Origin of the sequence: Cecembia sp. (assembly GCF_007126775.1) — a bacterium.
GTDB lineage: Bacteria > Bacteroidota > Bacteroidia > Cytophagales > Cyclobacteriaceae > Cecembia.
In genome coordinates this window covers 1-18,188 of record NZ_SLAP01000089.1, presented here as the reverse complement: position 1 = coordinate 18,188, position 18,188 = coordinate 1, and the positions used below count along the sequence as shown (strand labels likewise).

The window sequence follows — 18,188 nt, the reverse complement described above, 5'->3', positions numbered from 1 at the left end:
TCAAATCGACCGCTTGACCATCTTTTAAAGAGACTGCCTCAGCCTGTGCGGCAATAAGTTCTACAGGTAATTCGACCGTGATTTCAGTACCTATTCCTATACTGCTCTGAATGGAAATATCCCCTTCCATAAGGTCAATAAGTTTTTTGGTAATGGCCAATCCCAATCCTGTCCCCCCATATTGCCGGGTGATGGAAGTATCTCCCTGATTGAATTCCTGAAAAATATTTTCTTTAAATGAATCTGACATCCCCATTCCAGTATCTTGCACTGTTATTTTCAACTGTGAATCCTGATCAAGGTGGACTTTGATTTTAACAGCCCCTTTTTGGGTAAATTTGATCGCATTGCTCACCAAATTACTCAAAATCTGGCTGATCCTCAATCGGTCGGTCAAAACCCACATTTTCTCAGGCAAATAGATATCCCAATCAAATGCCAATCCCTTCTCATCGGCTTTGATCTTATATACCTGCTGCAGGTTCATAAACAAAGTTTGTGGATTAAAAGGATGTTTTTCAATTTTAATTTTTCCGGCCTCCAATTTCGAGAAATCGAGAATGTCATTTACGATGCCTACCAAAGTCTCTGAAGCAAAACCAATCATATTGACATCTTCCATCTGTTGGGGACTTAAGGTTTTCCTTTTGAGTGACTGCTGGTATCCTTGAATGGCATGCAATGGATTCCGGATTTCATGGCTCATATTGGCTAAAAAATCTTGTTTAGCTTTAGCTAGGTCATCAGATTTTTTCTTGGCTTCTTCCAGCTTCAATCTATATTCATTCCCTTTTCGGATTTCAGTTAAAATGCTGTTGACAAAGCCTAGTGAACCAATGATTCCCAAAAAAATCATGATACCCAGGACAAGGGAAACCGTATAGGTTAATTCATAGGCAGAATCATTCTTAGCCCTATACTCTACCAAGAGTTCCCGCTGCATGCTGCTTATCAGCTGCTGAATTTGCGAGAAAATTTCTTTGTTTTTGTTGATCAAACGATTTTCCAGATAAAGAAAGTTTTGCTGTAGTTTTTGCTCATCCTGATAAACTTGGGTCATAAAGGTTTTCAGAGCATCTAAAGCAGCATCAGTAGTTTCTTCCTTTTGTTGGTTGTTTTGCGCAGCGATCTCAATTTCTCTGATTTCTTTGACGATTTCCATCAATTCTTCCTCAAATTCTGAAAGCTTCTTACTTCCCTCTCCGGACGTCTCATTTTTCTCGGGCAAGGTGATTTCAGCCAACAAATCCCTATTCCTGATTCTACCCAAAAATTGCATCTCACTCAATTCCTGTTGCCGCTGAATACGCCTTTCAATATTTTTCAGGGCTTCCTCACTAAAAGTACGGCTGGTGAGATTGTAACGCACTTCTTCCAATCCGGCATATACTACCATCAATTCAGACAAATCCATGCTGATTTTTTCAAAGCTACTGCGCTCTACAGAATCTTCCGCATGAAGCTTTAACCAATCAAGTCTTTCTTTCAGTCTCTTTTCTGTGGCTTCAAAAACAGAATCCCTGTCTGAGGTACGTTCCGTCTTGGACATGTCCAAGAGATAGACGTCTGCTAATAAACCATTCAGTTGACGAAGTTTTTTATTGGGTTCTGAAAGATTTTCTACGGTTTCCAACAAGTTCCTAATACTGACATATGTCACTGCGGAAACTATCACCACCAAAACAAAGGCAAGCAAAAAGCCCAGAACGACTTTATTGGCAACCATATATTTCTTTTTCTGTCCGACCATTTCTTTGTCCTTTTAACAAGTGAATTAAAAATCCACTTCTTTATCCTAACGCTAAATACCTCAAATTAGACGAAAAAATGATGCCAGTCTTAGCTGAAAAATGAAATAAAGGCTATTTTTTATATTTCTTTTGGCACGATAATCACTATTTTATCCCTAGATTTCGCACAAATAAAATTAAACTCACTTTTTACCCTTGAATAATAGTAAAATACACCCACAATTTGAGGCAAGCTTCGGACAGAGTTTCCCCATTGGACCATCATTTTTAGATGGAGGTGTCAACTTTGTTATCTTTTCTAAAAATGCGACTGCGGTAGAGCTGCTTTTCTTTGACCATGTGGAAGATCAAAAACCTTCAACAGTTTTCAAACTGGATAAGTCAAAGAATAAAACCTACCACTATTGGCATATCTGTGTTCAGGGTGTAAAAGCAGGACAGCTTTATGGTTACAGAATATACGGCCCATATATTCCCGAAAAAGGGCATAGATTTGATTCTTCCAAAGTCATCCTTGACCCCTATGGAAAGGCAGTAGACATCCCTAAAAATTACGATAGAAAAGCCCTTTCTGTTTTCGGAAATGATGAGGCACCCTTTATGAAGAGTGTAATTGCAGATCTCAGTCTTTATGATTGGGAAGGCGATAAACATCCTGAAAAATCCTTTTCCCAAACGGTAATCTATGAACTTCATGTGGGAGGATTTACCAAGAACCCCAATTCAGGAGTATCTGCAGACAAAAGAGGGACTTTCAAAGGACTGATTGAAAAAATTCCATACCTGAAAGAATTGGGCATCACTGCAGTCGAACTGCTCCCTGTATTCCAATTTGATGTGCAGGATGCGCCTGAAGGTTTGACCAATTACTGGGGGTATAGTCCCATTGCTTTTTTTGCCCTTCACCAAGGATACAGTACTGACCAGGAAAATCCATTGCAGGTTTTAGATGACTTTAGGGATATGGTCAAAGCCTTACACCGGGAAGGAATAGAGGTGATTTTAGATGTGGTATTTAACCATACAGCAGAAAACAAGGAAGACGGACCCACTTATACTTTTCGGGGAATTGACAATAGCATTTACTATCTGCTCAATGGGGACAAGTCCAAGTATAAAAATTATTCAGGTACAGGAAATACCTTGAATGCAAACCAATCCATTATCCGAAGGATGATTCTATCCAGTCTGCATTTCTGGGTAAGGGACATGCATGTTGATGGATTTAGATTTGATTTGGCTTCTATCCTTTCCAGGGATGAAAACGGCAATCCTATTGAAAATCCCCCCATCCTTTGGGACATAGAATCTGATCCTGTATTTGCCGGCACCAAGCTGATTGCAGAAGCTTGGGATGCAGCAGGACTTTATCAAGTAGGTAAGTTTTTTGGAGACAGTTGGAAAGAATGGAACGGTAAATTTCGGGATGATATCAGAGGCTTTCTCAGAGGAGACCAGGGAAAGGTCAGCAATTTTGTGACCCGTCTGATCGGCAGCCCCGACCTGTATGAATCACAGGGTAAAATACCAGAGCAAAGTATCAATTTTGTAACCTGCCATGATGGATTTACCCTTTTGGATTTGGTCTCCTACAATAAGAAGCACAACGAAGCCAACAGGGAAAATGGCCGAGATGGTGAAAATGAAAACTACAGTTGGAATTTTGGTGTAGAAGGACCAACGAATGATCCCCATATTCTTTCCCTTAGAAGGCGGCAAATGAAAAATTTCCATGTAGTCAATCTTCTTTCAATGGGTGCCCCCATGATTTTGATGGGGGATGAAGTATGCCGCAGTCAAAATGGCAATAACAATGCATACTGTCAGGACAATGAGACTACCTGGTTTGATTGGGAATTAGTCGATCAAAATGCCGACATGTTACGCTTTGTACAAATCCTGATAGAAAAAAGATTGAAAAGGGAAACCGCACACCCCGATTTCAATATGAGCTTGAAGGATTTACTCAATCAACCGCTTATTACATGGCATGGATCCCAATTGCATCAACCCGACTGGTCAGACAATTCCCACAGTATTGCTACAACTGTTATTTCCATCAATAGGAAAATGGCCATGCATTATATCTTCAATGCTTACCACCAGGATATACCATTTGAACTTCCCAGAAGCATAGGAAACCGAAAAACCAAATGGAGGGTCTGGATCGACACTTCTGCGGAATCCCCCAACGATATCTGCCTTTGGGCGGAAGCAAAGCCGATTAAAAATGGGCAGTATTTGGCCAAAGCACATAGTACCGTAATTCTGATGACACAGCTTACACCCAATTAGAAACGAAGCTTTTTTAGCAATTCCAATGCTTTGTACAGTTCCTCCTCTTCTTTTGCAAAACAAAAGCGTAACAGCTTATGGTCTTGCTTGTCATGATAAAATACAGAAACGGGAATACAGGCCACACCAAAATCCTTGGTCATCCGGATTGCCAGTTCGGTATCTTTTTCATTGGAGAGATGGGCATATGATACCACTTGAAAGAAGCTGCCTTGTGTCGGAATAAATTTAAATGGCAGTTCTTTAAACCCCTTTAAAAACAGATCCCGCTTTTTTTGATAAAACTCATTCAAAAAAATATAGCGGCTCGGATTTTCCATAAAATCAGCCAATGCATATTGCATGGGTGTAGAAGTGCTGAAAGTCAGAAATTGATGGATTTTACGAAACTCCTGACTTAATTTTTTTGGTGCCAGACAAAACCCGATTTTCCATCCCGTAACATGAAATGTTTTCCCAAAAGAACCACAGGAAAAAGTACGGGCTCGCAATCCTTCATGGGTGTAGAGGGGAAGGTGTCTGTTGTCATCAAAGACAATATGCTCGTATACATCATCACTTACCACATAAATCTCTCTGTTTTGGATCAGTCCATAAAGTTGGTCCAGGTCTTTACCGGTCCAAACATATCCCCCAGGGTTATGCGGTGTGTTGACCACAATCAAACGGGTTTTATCAGAAATGGCATCTTTTACCTTTTGCCAATCCACTGAAAAATCCGGTAGATTCAAAGGGACATATATAGGTGTACCCCCGTTTAATCGTACAGCAGGGGCATAACTGTCATAAGCAGGCTCTAAAATTATCACCTCATCTCCAATATCCACGACAGCCGAAATGGCAGCATACAATGCCTCAGTAGCTCCTGAAACCACTGTCACTTCCTCTTCCGGATCAAATTCCACATCATGCAGGTTTGCTGTCTTGGAAGCAATTCTTTTTTTCAACTCAGGTACCCCTGTCATGGGGGCATATTGATTGTAGCCCTCAGCAACATATTGAGCCAATAAATCCCTTAGGTAGGGATAGGTGTCGAAGCCGGGAAAACCCTGAGAAAGATTGATGGCCTTGTGTTCAATGGCCAGCTGGGACATCACCGTAAATATGGTCGTCCCTACATCTGGTAATTTTGATTTGATCATGGCTGGGGTTCAAGCTTATTTTTACTGTCAATTAAATAAATAATATAACCAATTAAAATAATTCCTATACCAATTGCACTTTCCTTGGGACGATCATACAACATAAAGATCATTACCCAGAGACTGAAAAGCAGGTAAATCAGTTGCAACAGGGGTTTAAAAGGACTTTTAAACCCTTCCGCTTTTTTTAACGACAAAGATGAAACAATCGTTAAGGTTCCCATCATTTGCAACACAAAACCTACGTAAAGCATAACCATTTCAAAAGAACCGGTAAACATCAAAAGGAAACTAATGAAGCTGTTGAACCAAATGGCCCTCACAGGTATTCCTTGTTGATTGGTCTTTGACAATGGTTTCCAAAGCCTGAATTCTTTGGCCATTGCCTGTGTAATTCTAGGGCCGACCCAGGTATACCCGCTGATGGTAGCTACCAGTTGTATACCAATAAATAGACTTACCCAGAATACTCCCTGCGATCCAAATAGATTTCCAAAAGCCAAGGTGGCCACCTCTACTTTTCCACTCAATTGTTCGATACTGGCATGTTTTAAAAATATCAATTGTAAAAAAATATACAATACCATGACAAGAGAAGTGGCAAAAATAAGGGCTTTTGGTAAATTTTTCCTTGGCTGTTCAATTTCCTCTACTATGTAAGCAGCCGAATTCCATCCTGTATAGGCATAAAACACATATATCAGAGAAACCGCAAAGCCGGGTTCCCAAATTTCAATAGTCCAGGTTGAGGAATAATCGAATGAACTGCTTTCCAGTGTTGATGCAAAATAGGCTCCCACTCCGATTAGAGAAAATACAAAAACCAATTTGATGACAGTCAAAACATTCTGCACCCTACCTGAATTTTGGACGGAATAGGAATGAAAAAGACTCATCATTATGACAGCGACTATTCCCAGGACAATACTTAAGGTCTCTCCAATCACAGGCTTCCAATATTGTACCATGGCCATGGAGGCAATGGCCACTGGAGCAGGAAATCCCAATGTCAGGGAAATCCAAGCATAAAGATAGCCAACTGCAGGATTAATAGTCCTCGAAAGAAATATGTAATCTCCTCCTGATTTCTTAAAATGGGTTCCCAATTCAGCATATACCATGGCCCCTATCAAGGCCATTGCACCACCAATTACCCATAGCAGCACAATACTCCAGGTATTTTGATTATCCATAACCTGGAACCCAAGACTGGTAAATACACCCGTCCCAACCATATTGGCAACTACTAAACCAGCAGCTGTTTTCCAGCCTATTTTATCCGAAATATTCACTGTATAGGGTCTTAAACCTTACAATTTATACCTTTTCAAACAAAATTATCTCCTTATTTCCAGTGTATTTTCAAGCAAATAAAAAATCATATTCCCTTATCTTTCCTTGTTGCTTGTGGCTCAAATAGCTACTTTTGCGGCACTTTATTGCTACAATTCAAATAAACCCAAAAAAACAAAGCCATGAGAGATATAAAGTTGGTAGAAGTACGCTCCGAAATTGCTGCCGGTACCAGAGGTGCAAGCATGGGTATAGATGCATTAAAAGTTGCCAGCCTGGATAAAATGTCCGATTTTTTTACAAGATTTGACCCAATCCATGTTCAAGATGCCAACAACTACCTTTGGAAGGGAAATAAACATCCTCATGCCAAATATATAGATGGCGTATATCAGGTACTAAAAAATGTTTACAGTACTATTGAATCTTTACGGTTGGAATCGCTTTTCCCAATCGTTCTTGCAGGAGACCATGCTACTGCTGCAGGTACCATCATGGGCATCAAAGCTGCTCATCCCAATAAAAGGTTGGGCATTATATGGATCGATGCCCATGCTGATCTCCACACCCCTTTCACTACTCCATCTGGCAATATGCACGGGATGCCGCTGGCGATGTGCATCCAAACGGATAATATAGAAAGTCAGGTCAACGAACCTATGGAAGAAACCCTACAATACTGGGAAAAAATCAAAAATATTGGGGGAAATTTCCCTAAAGTCAATCCAGAGGATATCGTATTTATTTCAGTAAGAGATACAGAGGAACCGGAAGATTTCCTGATGCAAAAATATGGAATGAAGAACTTCAGCACAGCGGATGTCAGAAAACTGGGGGTCGAGAAAGTTGCCAAAAATGCTTTGAAGTTGTTACAGGATTGTGATCAGATTTACATTTCGTTTGATGTGGACAGTTTGGATTCTTCTATTTCTGTGGGAACAGGTACACCCGTTCCGAATGGACTAACGGTAGAGGAAGCTTTGAATTTGAACACGGAACTTATCAAGGACAAAAGGGTCTGCTGCTGGGAGATTGTTGAAGTAAACCCCACTTTAGACACGGAAAATACAATGGCTGAACATGCTTTCGATATCCTTGAAGCCACCACCAAATCTCTTGTAGACAACTTTTGATTCTTTAGCCTCAGTGGAGACAGGATATTTTTCTTCCATTTGTTAATTGGCCCTCTTGGCTTTTAAACAATAAACCCCAATGTCCAAGACGAATTAATTTTAAATAAGCAATACCTTGCGGCCTTGGCGGTAAGATAAAAAAATAGAATCTTTGTAGCCCATACGGCAATAGAATACAATGAATTTAGAACAAGAGATAATATACAGCATTCAAGAAGCCTTCAAATCGCTATTTGCACAAGATATTGAATTAAAGCAGATCGCTTTACAACCTACTCGCAAGGAGTTTGAAGGAACTTTTACCTTCGTAGTATTTCCCTTTTTGAAAATTACCAAACTTAAACCGGAGGACTCGGGCAACAAAATAGGCAGTTACCTCAAAGAAAACTGCGATCCTGTGACTGACTTCAATGTGGTTAAAGGTTTTGTAAACATCACTGTAAGCGAATCCTCTTGGTTGGATATCTTCAAGAAGCTCTACAGTAATCCGAGTTTTGGACAATTGCCCCCAAACGGAAAAAAGGTAATGGTGGAATATTCCAGCCCCAATACCAACAAGCCACTTCATTTAGGACATTTAAGAAACAATTTTCTAGGGTATGCAGTAACGGGAATCCTGAAAGCAAACGGTTATGAAGTCATCAAAGCCAATTTGGTCAATGACCGGGGAATACACATCTGCAAGTCCATGGTTGCCTACAAGCATTTCGGCAAAGGGGAAACCCCTGAAAGCGCAGGAATAAAAGGAGATCACTTAGCGGGAAAGTACTACGTAATCTTTGACAAAGCGTATAAAAGACAAATCAATGAGCTGCTTGAAAATGGGCAAACAGAAGAGGAAGCGAAGAAAAATGCACCATTGATACTGGAAGCTCAGGAAATGCTAAGAAATTGGGAAGCCGGAGATGCAGAAGTGGTAAAACTCTGGAAGACCATGAACGCTTGGGTGTATGAAGGTTTTGATGCTACTTACAAAAAAATGGGAGTGGATTTTGATCAATTCTATTATGAATCCGATACCTATCTTTTAGGTAAAAATATTGTGGAGGAGGGACTAAAAAAAGGCGTCTTCTACAAAAAAGAAAATGGATCTGTTTGGGTAGACCTCAGTGATGAAGGCCTGGATGAAAAACTCATTCTCAGGGCTGATGGCACTTCAGTATACATCACACAGGACATGGGGACCTGCGACCTGAAATACCATGATTTTAAGATAGACAAATCTGTATACGTGGTGGGCAATGAACAAGATTACCACTTTGATGTACTGTTTAAAATCATGCGAAAACTGGGCCGTCCCTATGGTGAAGGGCTCTATCACCTATCCTACGGTATGGTAGATTTGCCTACAGGGAAAATGAAGTCCCGAGATGGAACTGTAGTGGATGCCGATGATCTCATTCAGGAAATGATCGCTACTGCAGAAAGCCATACCAAAGAACTGGGGAAAATCGATGGTTTTACCACAGAACAGGCTGAAGAATTGTATGAAATTTTAGGATTGGGAGCCCTGAAATATTTTTTATTGAAAGTGGATCCCAAAAAGCGCATGTTGTTCAATCCGCAGGAATCCATAGAATTCCAGGGAAATACAGGTCCCTTTATTCAGTACTCCCATGCAAGAATAGCTTCAATTTTGCGAAAAGCAGGACAGATAGGGGTGGATTACAGCAAGCAGAGCTTTGAAAATTTATCCCAACTTGAAAATACAGAAAGGGACCTGATTGTATTGCTCAATGATTTTGAAAAGAAAATCATCCTTGCAGGGGAAGAATATGCGCCTTCAGTGATAGCCCAATACATGTTTGACGTGGCCAAAGAATACAACCGCTTTTATGCAGAATTGCCTATCTTTAATGAGACAAACAAGGAGATACAGGCATTTAGAGTTGCACTTTCTGCTTTGACTGCCAAAACAATCCAGGAAGGCATGCAGTTATTAGGAATAAAAGTCCCAGACAGAATGTAATATGAAAAAAATCTTATTTGTATTTGTAGTTATCGCTTTTGCCTGCACCTCAGGTGTTCAGAAGCAAAATCCAGAAAGTATCACCGATTTAGAGCAATTGCTTATGGAAAAGTCCCTTTACGATTTTAAAATGAATGACATCAATGGTGAAGAGGTTGACTTCTCACAGTTTAAAGGTAAAAAGCTATTATTGGTCAATGTAGCCTCCAAATGTGGATATACTCCCCAATATGCCGATCTTCAGAAATTGCATGAAATGCACGGCGACAAAGTCGTCATCATCGGTTTCCCGGCCAACAATTTTGGTGGGCAAGAACCTGGAAGTAATGAGGAGATCAAACAATTTTGTTCCGAAAACTATGGTGTGACATTTAAGATGATGGACAAAATATCTGTAAAAGGTGCTGATAAGCATCCATTGTATAGGTGGTTGTCTGATAAGGATATGAATGGCTGGAATGATAAGGAGCCAAGTTGGAATTTCTGTAAATATTTTATTGGAGAAGATGGTCAGCTACTCAAATTCTTTCCTTCCTCTGTCAAGCCGACAAGTGATGACATAATAAGTTTGGTTACTGCCTAATCATAACATTGCTGTAATTGAAGAATTAGATTAAATAAAATACCTATTGGTACGGGGCGATAAAATCCTGTACCAATTTTGGTTTTAATTCCGGCCGATCACTTTTATTGTTAGATTTGCCAAAAATTCAAAAATTGGAAATAGCACTTAAATCCAAAAAACAAGCCTGGATGCACGCCATTCGCTTGAGAACCTTGCCATTGGCCCTTTCCTGTATTTTTATGGGTTCTTTTTTGGCTGCATACACCGGCCATTTAAGGTGGGAGGTATTAATATTGGCAGCTTTGACTACTGTCTTTCTTCAGATCTTGTCCAACCTGGCCAACGATTATGGGGACAGCGTACATGGCGCTGACAATGTAGAAAGAAAAGGACCTATACGGGCAGTACAATCTGGTTTGATCAGCTTAAAGGAAATGAAAAGAGCCATGTTTATTTTGGCTGGCCTTTCTTTGTTGACAGGTTTGGTTTTATTGTATGTAGCGGTACAAAATTGGGTGACCTTTTCGCTTTTTTTATTTTTGGGACTTTTGGCCATTTGGGCTGCAATATCCTACACCTCTGGAAAAAATCCATATGGCTATGTAGGTTTAGGGGATCTATCCGTTTTTTTATTCTTTGGTTTATTGGGAGTTGCAGGCACCTATTTCCTTCACAGCTTAAGCTTATCCTGGAGCATTTTATGGCCCGCTTTTTCTTTGGGATGTTTCAGTACTGCCGTTTTGAACATCAATAATATCAGGGATATTGAGTCGGATCAAAAAGCAGGGAAAAAATCTATTCCTGTAAGGATGGGCAGAAAATGGGCCATTCAATACAATTGGTTTCTAATATTGGCAGGGAATGCCAGTCTTTTGCTGTTTGTGGCACTAAACCAAGCCTATTATGCCCTCATGGCACTATTGACTATACCCTTGATGCTTATGGTTGCCTATTCCGTGCAAAGGGAAACGGACCCAGGTGTTTTGGATCCCAATCTTAAAAAAATGGCCATTTCCACCTTATTTTGGGTCATACTGTTTGGAATTGGATTATTATTTTCAAGATAAATTACCATTCTATTACTTGTATTGGTGGATTTTTTGTAATTTTTCCATCACTAACCAAAAATCCAATATACATGAAGACCATTCTCGTACCCTACGATTTTTCAGAAGAAGCTGGATATGCTTTTGAATTTGCCAAAGGTTTGGCTGAAAAAACCAAAAATAAGCTTGAGCTATTCCATGTAATAGAACTTCCAACCCCTCAGAGTTTTAATTCTTATGGAGAGGTTGGAGCCTTCAGCAGTGAAGGGACACAGATTTTTATGATCGAACTGATCGAAAAAAGAAAAAAACAAATGGCTGCTTTGGAGGAATCACTTAAAAACGAGCCATATAAGTTCGAAACGAAAATAGTATTTGGCAATCCTTTTGCCGGTATCACCAAGGAAATCATTGAAGCGAAAGCAGATATTGTGGTAATGGGCAGCAAGGGATCTTCTGGGCTGGAGGAAGTTCTTATTGGAAGCAATACAGAAAAAGTTGTACGGAATGCCAGTTGCCCTGTGATCACCATAAAAAGCGCTGTTCTTCCAAAAGATATCCATAAAGTGGTGTTTGCAAGTGACTTTAATGAAGTCCCGGAAGAAGTTATCAAAAGGCTTAAAGCTGCCATTGAAACCATCGATGCGGAGTTGCATTTGGTCAAAATCAATACTCCTAGTATGTTTGAGGGCAGCAGGGCCTCTATGGAGAAAATCAATGATTTTTTGAGGGATTATAAAATCAAAGCAAGTTCCACTACCGTATATAACAGTGCTACAGAGGAAGATGGAATACTGGAATATGCCGATGACATTGATGCCGACATGATTGCCATGTCCACACATGGTAGAACCGGCTTCCTTCATCTGCTGAGCGGAAGTATAGCAGAAGATGTAGTCAATGCGGCTAAAAGACCCGTATGGACAATGAAAGCCAAAAAGTAAAAATGGGTAGAAAAAAAGACAACGACTGGAAAAGAAGAGCGGGTGTAGTTTATTCCACCTCAGATACCTTTGATTACAATTTGGATGGTGAGAGCGGCATGGATACGCTCTCACCCCAAAAACAAAACTTGAAAGTGATGCTTGATAAAAAATCCAGGGGAGGTAAACAGGTTACCTTGGTGGAGGGTTTTATAGGCACAGAAGAGGATCTTAAGGATTTGGGTAAATTGCTCAAAAACAAATGTGGCGTAGGAGGAAGTGCCAAGGAAGGTGAAATCCTGATACAGGGGGACCATAGGGATAAAGTGTTGAATATCTTGCTAGAAGCTGGATATAAAGCCAAAAAAGCAGGTGGATGAGCTATTATTTGCCTTTACCAAAAAAAATATTGATTTAATGATCGTAAACAGGCTATTGTATTTTTTTGAACTCTTGCTACTGGTTCCGGTATTCCCCCTACTCTATTACCAAGGTAAAAAACTCAGGCATAAAATAAGCAGGCTCCCCTCCCATGCTGAATACTTGGCCTTTCAAAGTAAAAACAGCAGATCCAATATCCTGATCATTGGAGAATCTACAGCGGCAGGTGTTGGTGCAAGCTCTGAGGAAACAACATTCGCTTCTCAGATTTACCGACAGTTGGGAAGTGAATTTTCAGTATATAATCTGGGCAAAAATGGAATTCGGGCAGAGAGGTTGAAGCGATTGCTCGTCCATGGCAAGCAGGAGATCTCAACCAAAATTCAGATTGCAATAATCCTTATTGGTGCCAATGATTGCTTTAAATTTACACCGCCCTCCAAATTTCAAAAAGAATTACGGGAGTTTTTGCATTTGCTTACAAATACATATGGAATGGAAATGGAAAAAGTGATTATACCGACAGTACCACCTGTACATCAGTTTCCTGCCCTTCCCTGGATCATCCGTTTTTTTCTGGGATGGCACAGAAAAATGCTCATCAGAGAAATTCAACATTTGGAAAAAAAGGTTCCTCAATTCAAGTATAAGCCCATGGAAACAAAGTTGGACGCCTCATTTTTTGCAGAGGATGGCATACACCCTTCTGACCTTGGATATGAGTCTATGGCCAGACGGGTTTTGCAAGAAATAAGTAGATGAGATCCACCGTTGCCAGATTTTTCACTGTACTCGGACATCCTCTAATTTTGGGCACCCTGTATGTGGTTTTGATGGCCCAAGCCAGTCTTCCTCCAAAAACTGCCCTGCTGGTATCTTTATTGGTGCTCGGGCTTGTTGCACTTCCCATTACGGTTCACAACCTTCTGAAATTTAAAAAGGGGGAATACAGTAATTTTGATGTTTCTGATCAGAAGCAAAGAAAAGGTTTCTATCCTTTTGCATTAGGCCTTTTTCTAATCTTACTTCTATTATTTTTTGTATTTGAATTTCCAACAAGGGTAATTTACAATACAGGTAATTTCTTTCTTATGTTGCTGCTGATGGCATTTTTGAATATTAAACTCAAAGCCTCTTTACATGCTGCCGTGGCATTTTATGCCGGTACCAGCATTTTCGGTATATCAAGCATTTTGGGAATGCTTTTCATAATCTTGGCTTTTGGAACCAGTTGGTCCCGTTTGGTCTTGAAAAAACATAACCTAATGGAGCTTTTCATAGGGTCTCTGATGGGATTATTCTTTGGAATAATCAGTTTGACCCTGATATAAATTACCTTCCCCTGTATTGCTGTTTTTTTCTGAGTTGGTCCATTTCTTTGGAAAAATCAAAGTCTTTGCTGTAACGTTCTATTTTACGTTGTAAGTTATCCAGAAATTTGATATGTGCGGGACTATCAGGATTGAAGGCCTTGTGTGACAGATCCCTTTTTATTCCTTCAAACTCTTGAATAAGTGGATAGGTTTTCGGGTCAATCCAGGTATTTTTAAACCTCTCCCAAATATAGTCCTCAGCTTCTTCTGAAGGATGTACCCGATCTTGTTTGTAAAAACGGTAATCTCTCAGCTCATCTATCATGATTTCATAGCTAGGGAAATAATGCGCAAATTCAAATTGGTCCACTATCATTTGGGCGGCTATTCTAAGGACAGATTTGCTCAATTGATTTTCAGGAATACCTTCTTTGGTGTGCCTAACCGGACTCACTGTAAATAATAGCTGAAAGGAGGGATTAATCTGCCTGAGTACATTAAAGAAAGCATTGAAGTTCTTGAAAATTTCTTCGGGACTGAGCAGTCTTTTTTCGAAAAGCCCAGATGGTTGCTTGTGACAATTGGCCACCACCTGCCCATGGTTGCCGTATTCATATACCCAGGCCGTACCAAAAGTAATAAGCAAGTGAGATGCAGATTCCAATACACTCTTGGTAAGTTGTTGTTTTTTCTTGATAAGCCGCATCAATGACTCTGCAGAATAGGCCACCACATCGGAATGCATGCCAAAATGCAGATAAAGTCCATCCCTGGCAAGCACCATATCCGAATTGATAGGCATTTCTAACAATGCATCTTCCATTACTTGAGCCATGGATATGGGGTTGAATAAGGTCCCAAATGGGTTATTGAGAACAGGAAATTTCCTGTCCATTAGCTTATCTCCGATTATTGTAGAAAAACAGGAACCGATAGATAGCAAAGATGATCGATGATTGATTTTAGGTTTTCCTTCCGGAATATCAAAAGCTAAGGTCCAATGCATGGCTTAAAAATAGAAAGAAACCGATGTTTGGGGAACAAAATCAGACAAAAATTAATTTTACTAGTTTTGTGATGAAATTTAAAAATAGCAATGAAGAACTCAGAGATTAAGTTTGTGGTCCAACTGGACGAAAAAAACCTTCCAAAAACCATCCAATGGGATGCAACAGATAAAGAAGGAGGAGGACTTGAAGCCACCAAAAGTATCAGTCTGAATGTTTGGGATAACATGAACCATAGCACTTTAAGAATAGACCTTTGGACAGAGGACATGTCTGTAGCTGAAATGAAAAGGTTTTATATTGATGTCTTAGGAGGCATGGCCCAGACCATACTTAACAGCACCGGGGATGAATTCATGTCCGAAGAAATGAAGGATCTTTGTGACAGGCTCGTTAAACATGTCAATGAAGAAAATCAGAAGGCCGGAAAGGGATGATTTTTTTCCTGCAGGAAATAGAAATAATTAAAAAGCACCTTTGAATATTCATGGTGCTTTTTTTTATTTTCTTATTCCATGCCATTATTCATAAAAATCTGCATGCATTAGTTCAATAAGAAATTTGGCCATTATGCAAGACTGGGTTACTTTTTGATTGAAAATCAATCAGTTTACAGGAGAGGAGAAAAGTTTTTTTCAATAATTAAAATTTTTTTTTTGCATTTTTATTGATAATTGGGATTTTAAACTAAATTTCAAACTTATTGGATTTTAACTGTTGAAATCAAATAAAAAAACAATTAACCCATAATAGCTTATGCGAAATTTTACTAAAAGTTTTTGGCGAGCACTATTGATAATGCTTGTCACAGTTTGCATTGGAATGAGTGAGGTACTTGCCCAGACCACTACCATTTCTGGTAGTGTTACTGAGGAAAGGACAAAAGAAACACTTGTCGGTGTGAATATCGTTGTAAAAGGTAGAGTGGTAGGCACCATTTCTGATCTTGATGGTAATTTCAGCCTTAGAGTCAACCAAGCCCCACCTTTAACTTTGGTATTTTCAATGATTGGATTTTCCAGCAAGGAAGTGGAAATAACAGAATCCAATGTCAGCAATTTACAGGTAACATTATCAGAGACGTCTATTTTGGGCCAAGAAGTGGTGGTATCTGCTTCCAGGGTAGAAGAAAGCGTATTGCAATCTCCAGTTACTGTAGAAAGAATGGATATCATTTCTATCAGGGAAGCGCCCCAAGCAAGCTTTTATGATGGACTTAAAAACATGAAAGGGGTGGAAATGAGTACCCAATCCCTCACTTTCCAGTCCTTCAATACCCGTGGATTTAACGCCAACGGTAACGTAAGAACTGTACAGATGATAGACGGAATGGACAACCAGGCTCCTGGATTGAACTTCTCCGTGGGTAATATTGCAGGTATCTCTGAATTGGATTTGGAAAGCGTAGAATTGCTTCCTGGTGCAGCTTCTGCCCTATATGGTCCCAATGCCATAAACGGCATCCTGTTGATGAACTCCAAAAATCCATTCCAATACCAAGGTTTTTCTGCACAGATCAAAACAGGTGTTATGGATCAGAATACCAGAACCAATCCTACGACTGGATTTTATGATTTTGCAGCCCGTTATGCCACACAGCTTTCAGATAAAGTGGCTGTAAAATTCAATGTCAATTACCTCAGAGCCGATGACTGGCAGGCCAATGACTTCAGAGATCAGTCCTTATTGAACGGGTTTGGTGTCGGAAACGGAACCAGAGAAAATAACCCTGGATTTAATGGGGTCAACATCTATGGTGATGAAACCAATGTGAACATGTTCAGCGTAGCCCAAAGTTTGGTGGGATTAGGTGCCTTGCCAGAAGCCGCGCTTGGATTGGTTCCACAAACTTTTGTTTCAAGAACAGGATACAGAGAAAGTGATTTGGCGGACTATGGCACCAAATCTTTGAAATTGAATGCCGCCTTACATTGGAGGATAACAGATAATGTAGAAGCTATTTTACAAGGTAACTACGGAACAGGTACTACCGTGTATACCGGAGCAGACCGTTATTCTATCACCGGCTTCAATATTGGCCAATACAAAGCGGAGCTGAGGGGAGACAATTGGTTCTTGAGAGCATACACAACGCAGGAAAGATCAGGTGACTCTTATGCAATTGGTATTGCAGGTCAGGGCATCAACGAAGCATGGAAACCTAGTCAGCAATGGTTTGGTGAATATGTAGGTGCATTTGTCCAGGCTAGAGGCCAGGGTGCTCCTGAAGATCAGGCCCATAATTTGGCAAGAGGATTTGCAGATCAGGGCAGGTTTATGCCAGGATCACAACAATTCAATGCAGCACTTGCAGATGTCAGGTCCAGACCTATTCCTGGCAATGCTCAAGGTGTAGGTGCAAGGTTTGTAGACAAAACCAACTTGTACCACTTGGAAGGTTCTTATGCCTTCAAAGACATTAAATTTGCAGATTTTGTCGTAGGTGCTAACTATAGGGTATTCCAGCTGAATTCTGAAAGAACACTGTTCGCTACAGATGATGATGGCAATGAGTTCAATATCAGGGAATTTGGTGGTTATGCCCAAGGTTCCAAAACCATTGCAGAGAAATTGAAATTGACAGCTTCTGTGCGTTACGATAAAAACGAGAACTTTGACGGACAATGGTCTCCAAGGGTATCTGCTGTTTATACCGCAGGTCAGCACAATTTCAGGGCATCTTATCAGACAGGATTTAGATTACCAACCACTCAGGATCAGTACATTGATTTGTTGACACCACAGGCCAGATTAATTGGTGGTTTGCCTTTGTTTAGAGATAGGTACAATTTCAACAATAACCCAGCCTATTCATTGGCTACGGTAACACAATTTGGAACAGCCATTCAAACTTTAGCAGCCAATCCGCAGTTTCAGCAACAAGTATTCCAGCAGGTATTCAGCCAATTCCCAGCTGGAACACCGCCTAATGATCCTGCCGTATTGGCCGCTGTAGCCCAAGCTATCCCAGCTGTTGCAGCACAACAAAACCAAAACTTAAGGACTCCTTATGAATTTACGAGGTTCCAGCCTGAAATTGTAAGGTCATATGAAATCGGTTATAAAAGCCTTATCGCCAACAACAAATTGTTGATAGATGGCTACTACTATTATAATAGATTTGAAAACTTTATAGGTGGTGATATTATTATACAGGACGCAAATTTTAATCCTCAAAATCCAGCATCGGCTTTAGGCTTAAACCTTTTGAGTGCCAATACAAGAAATATATTTTCTTTGCCTGTTAACAGACAAGAAGTAATCAAATCTTATGGTTGGGCCCTAGGCGCTGATTACCAATTGCCTAAAAACTACACCATTGGTGGTAACGTTTCCTTCAATAAGTTGGCGAACTTGGATGAGTTGGCTG

The 18,188-nt window shown here is 40.1% G+C and carries 15 protein-coding genes; 11 read left to right on the top strand and 4 right to left on the bottom strand.

Translation table 11 applies throughout. The features are described from left to right. A partial coding sequence (locus QZT73_RS05480; RefSeq protein ID WP_291787065.1) for an ATP-binding protein occupies positions 1-1,750 on the bottom strand: 1,750 nt, incomplete at its 3' end. Between the two features lie 196 nt (positions 1,751-1,946). On the opposite strand from QZT73_RS05480, the gene glgX reads away from it, so the two are divergent. After that, on the top strand, positions 1,947-4,046 hold the full coding sequence (glgX, locus tag QZT73_RS05475; protein WP_291787062.1) for a glycogen debranching protein GlgX: 2,100 nt from the start codon (positions 1,947-1,949) through the stop codon (positions 4,044-4,046). On the opposite strand, the gene QZT73_RS05470 is transcribed toward glgX, so the two are convergent. Together QZT73_RS05470 and QZT73_RS05465 are read right to left on the bottom strand one after the other, a co-directional pair. Beyond that, positions 4,043-5,188 carry a methionine aminotransferase gene (locus QZT73_RS05470; protein WP_291785665.1) on the bottom strand — a complete coding sequence of 382 codons (1,146 nt, stop codon included), beginning with the start codon at positions 5,186-5,188 and terminating at the stop codon, positions 4,043-4,045. The genes glgX and QZT73_RS05470 overlap by 4 nt on opposite strands. Beyond that, positions 5,185-6,480, bottom strand: coding sequence for an amino acid permease (locus tag QZT73_RS05465; protein WP_291787060.1), 1,296 nt, complete (start codon positions 6,478-6,480; stop codon positions 5,185-5,187). Before QZT73_RS05465 ends, QZT73_RS05470 begins: the two co-directional genes overlap by 4 nt. Before the next feature lie 183 nt (positions 6,481-6,663). On the opposite strand from QZT73_RS05465, the gene QZT73_RS05460 reads away from it, so the two are divergent. The 8 genes from QZT73_RS05460 to QZT73_RS05425 all read left to right on the top strand — a co-directional run bounded on the left by QZT73_RS05460 (position 6,664) and on the right by QZT73_RS05425 (position 13,829). After that, on the top strand, positions 6,664-7,614 hold the full coding sequence (locus QZT73_RS05460) for an arginase (protein WP_291785667.1): 951 nt from the start codon (positions 6,664-6,666) through the stop codon (positions 7,612-7,614). A gap of 178 nt (positions 7,615-7,792) precedes the next feature. Next, a complete protein-coding gene (gene argS / locus QZT73_RS05455; RefSeq protein WP_291787056.1) occupies positions 7,793-9,583 on the top strand; it encodes an arginine--tRNA ligase in 1,791 nt (596 codons plus the stop codon). Position 9,584: 1 nt separating this feature from the next. After that, entirely contained in the window at positions 9,585-10,166 is a 582-nt protein-coding gene (locus QZT73_RS05450) for a glutathione peroxidase (RefSeq protein ID WP_291785669.1), read from the top strand. 134 nt (positions 10,167-10,300) lie between these two features. Further along, positions 10,301-11,215 carry a 1,4-dihydroxy-2-naphthoate polyprenyltransferase gene (locus QZT73_RS05445; RefSeq protein ID WP_291787054.1) on the top strand — a complete coding sequence of 305 codons (915 nt, stop codon included), beginning with the start codon at positions 10,301-10,303 and terminating at the stop codon, positions 11,213-11,215. Between the two features lie 71 nt (positions 11,216-11,286). Further along, positions 11,287-12,138: a universal stress protein gene (locus QZT73_RS05440; RefSeq protein WP_291787051.1), complete on the top strand. Its 852-nt coding sequence runs from the start codon at positions 11,287-11,289 to the stop codon at positions 12,136-12,138. A 2-nt stretch (positions 12,139-12,140) separates the two neighbouring features. Beyond that, positions 12,141-12,497 carry a translation initiation factor gene (locus QZT73_RS05435; protein ID WP_291780322.1) on the top strand — a complete coding sequence of 119 codons (357 nt, stop codon included), beginning with the start codon at positions 12,141-12,143 and terminating at the stop codon, positions 12,495-12,497. Positions 12,498-12,534: 37 nt separating this feature from the next. Beyond that, positions 12,535-13,260, top strand: coding sequence for an SGNH/GDSL hydrolase family protein (locus QZT73_RS05430; RefSeq protein WP_291780325.1), 726 nt, complete (start codon positions 12,535-12,537; stop codon positions 13,258-13,260). Next, positions 13,257-13,829 carry a hypothetical protein gene (locus tag QZT73_RS05425; protein ID WP_291787048.1) on the top strand — a complete coding sequence of 191 codons (573 nt, stop codon included), beginning with the start codon at positions 13,257-13,259 and terminating at the stop codon, positions 13,827-13,829. Before QZT73_RS05430 ends, QZT73_RS05425 begins: the two co-directional genes overlap by 4 nt. A gap of 1 nt (position 13,830) precedes the next feature. On the opposite strand, the gene QZT73_RS05420 is transcribed toward QZT73_RS05425, so the two are convergent. Continuing rightward, on the bottom strand, positions 13,831-14,817 hold the full coding sequence (locus QZT73_RS05420; protein ID WP_291787046.1) for a GSCFA domain-containing protein: 987 nt from the start codon (positions 14,815-14,817) through the stop codon (positions 13,831-13,833). Between the two features lie 90 nt (positions 14,818-14,907). Here QZT73_RS05420 and gldC point away from each other — a divergent pair, with 90 nt between their 5' ends. Both gldC and QZT73_RS05410 read left to right on the top strand, forming a co-directional pair. Then, positions 14,908-15,255: a gliding motility protein GldC gene (gene gldC, locus QZT73_RS05415; RefSeq protein WP_291780333.1), complete on the top strand. Its 348-nt coding sequence runs from the start codon at positions 14,908-14,910 to the stop codon at positions 15,253-15,255. A gap of 385 nt (positions 15,256-15,640) precedes the next feature. Continuing rightward, positions 15,641-18,188 (top strand): TonB-dependent receptor (locus QZT73_RS05410; RefSeq protein ID WP_291780336.1); only part of this gene is annotated, 2,548 nt, incomplete at its 3' end.

Excerpts from the sequence above, each read along its gene's own strand:
- QZT73_RS05470 (WP_291785665.1), bottom strand. The coding sequence starts at position 5,188 with ATGATCAAATCAAAATTACCAGATGTAGGGACGACCATATTTACGGTG.
- QZT73_RS05460 (WP_291785667.1), top strand. The coding sequence starts at position 6,664 with ATGAGAGATATAAAGTTGGTAGAAGTACGCTCCGAAATTGCTGCCGGT.
- argS (WP_291787056.1), top strand. The coding sequence starts at position 7,793 with ATGAATTTAGAACAAGAGATAATATACAGCATTCAAGAAGCCTTCAAA.
- QZT73_RS05450 (WP_291785669.1), top strand. The coding sequence starts at position 9,585 with ATGAAAAAAATCTTATTTGTATTTGTAGTTATCGCTTTTGCCTGCACC.
- QZT73_RS05440 (WP_291787051.1), top strand. The coding sequence starts at position 11,287 with ATGAAGACCATTCTCGTACCCTACGATTTTTCAGAAGAAGCTGGATAT.
- QZT73_RS05435 (WP_291780322.1), top strand. The coding sequence starts at position 12,141 with ATGGGTAGAAAAAAAGACAACGACTGGAAAAGAAGAGCGGGTGTAGTT.
- QZT73_RS05430 (WP_291780325.1), top strand. The coding sequence starts at position 12,535 with ATGATCGTAAACAGGCTATTGTATTTTTTTGAACTCTTGCTACTGGTT.
- QZT73_RS05425 (WP_291787048.1), top strand. The coding sequence starts at position 13,257 with ATGAGATCCACCGTTGCCAGATTTTTCACTGTACTCGGACATCCTCTA.
- QZT73_RS05420 (WP_291787046.1), bottom strand. The coding sequence starts at position 14,817 with ATGCATTGGACCTTAGCTTTTGATATTCCGGAAGGAAAACCTAAAATC.
- gldC (WP_291780333.1), top strand. The coding sequence starts at position 14,908 with ATGAAGAACTCAGAGATTAAGTTTGTGGTCCAACTGGACGAAAAAAAC.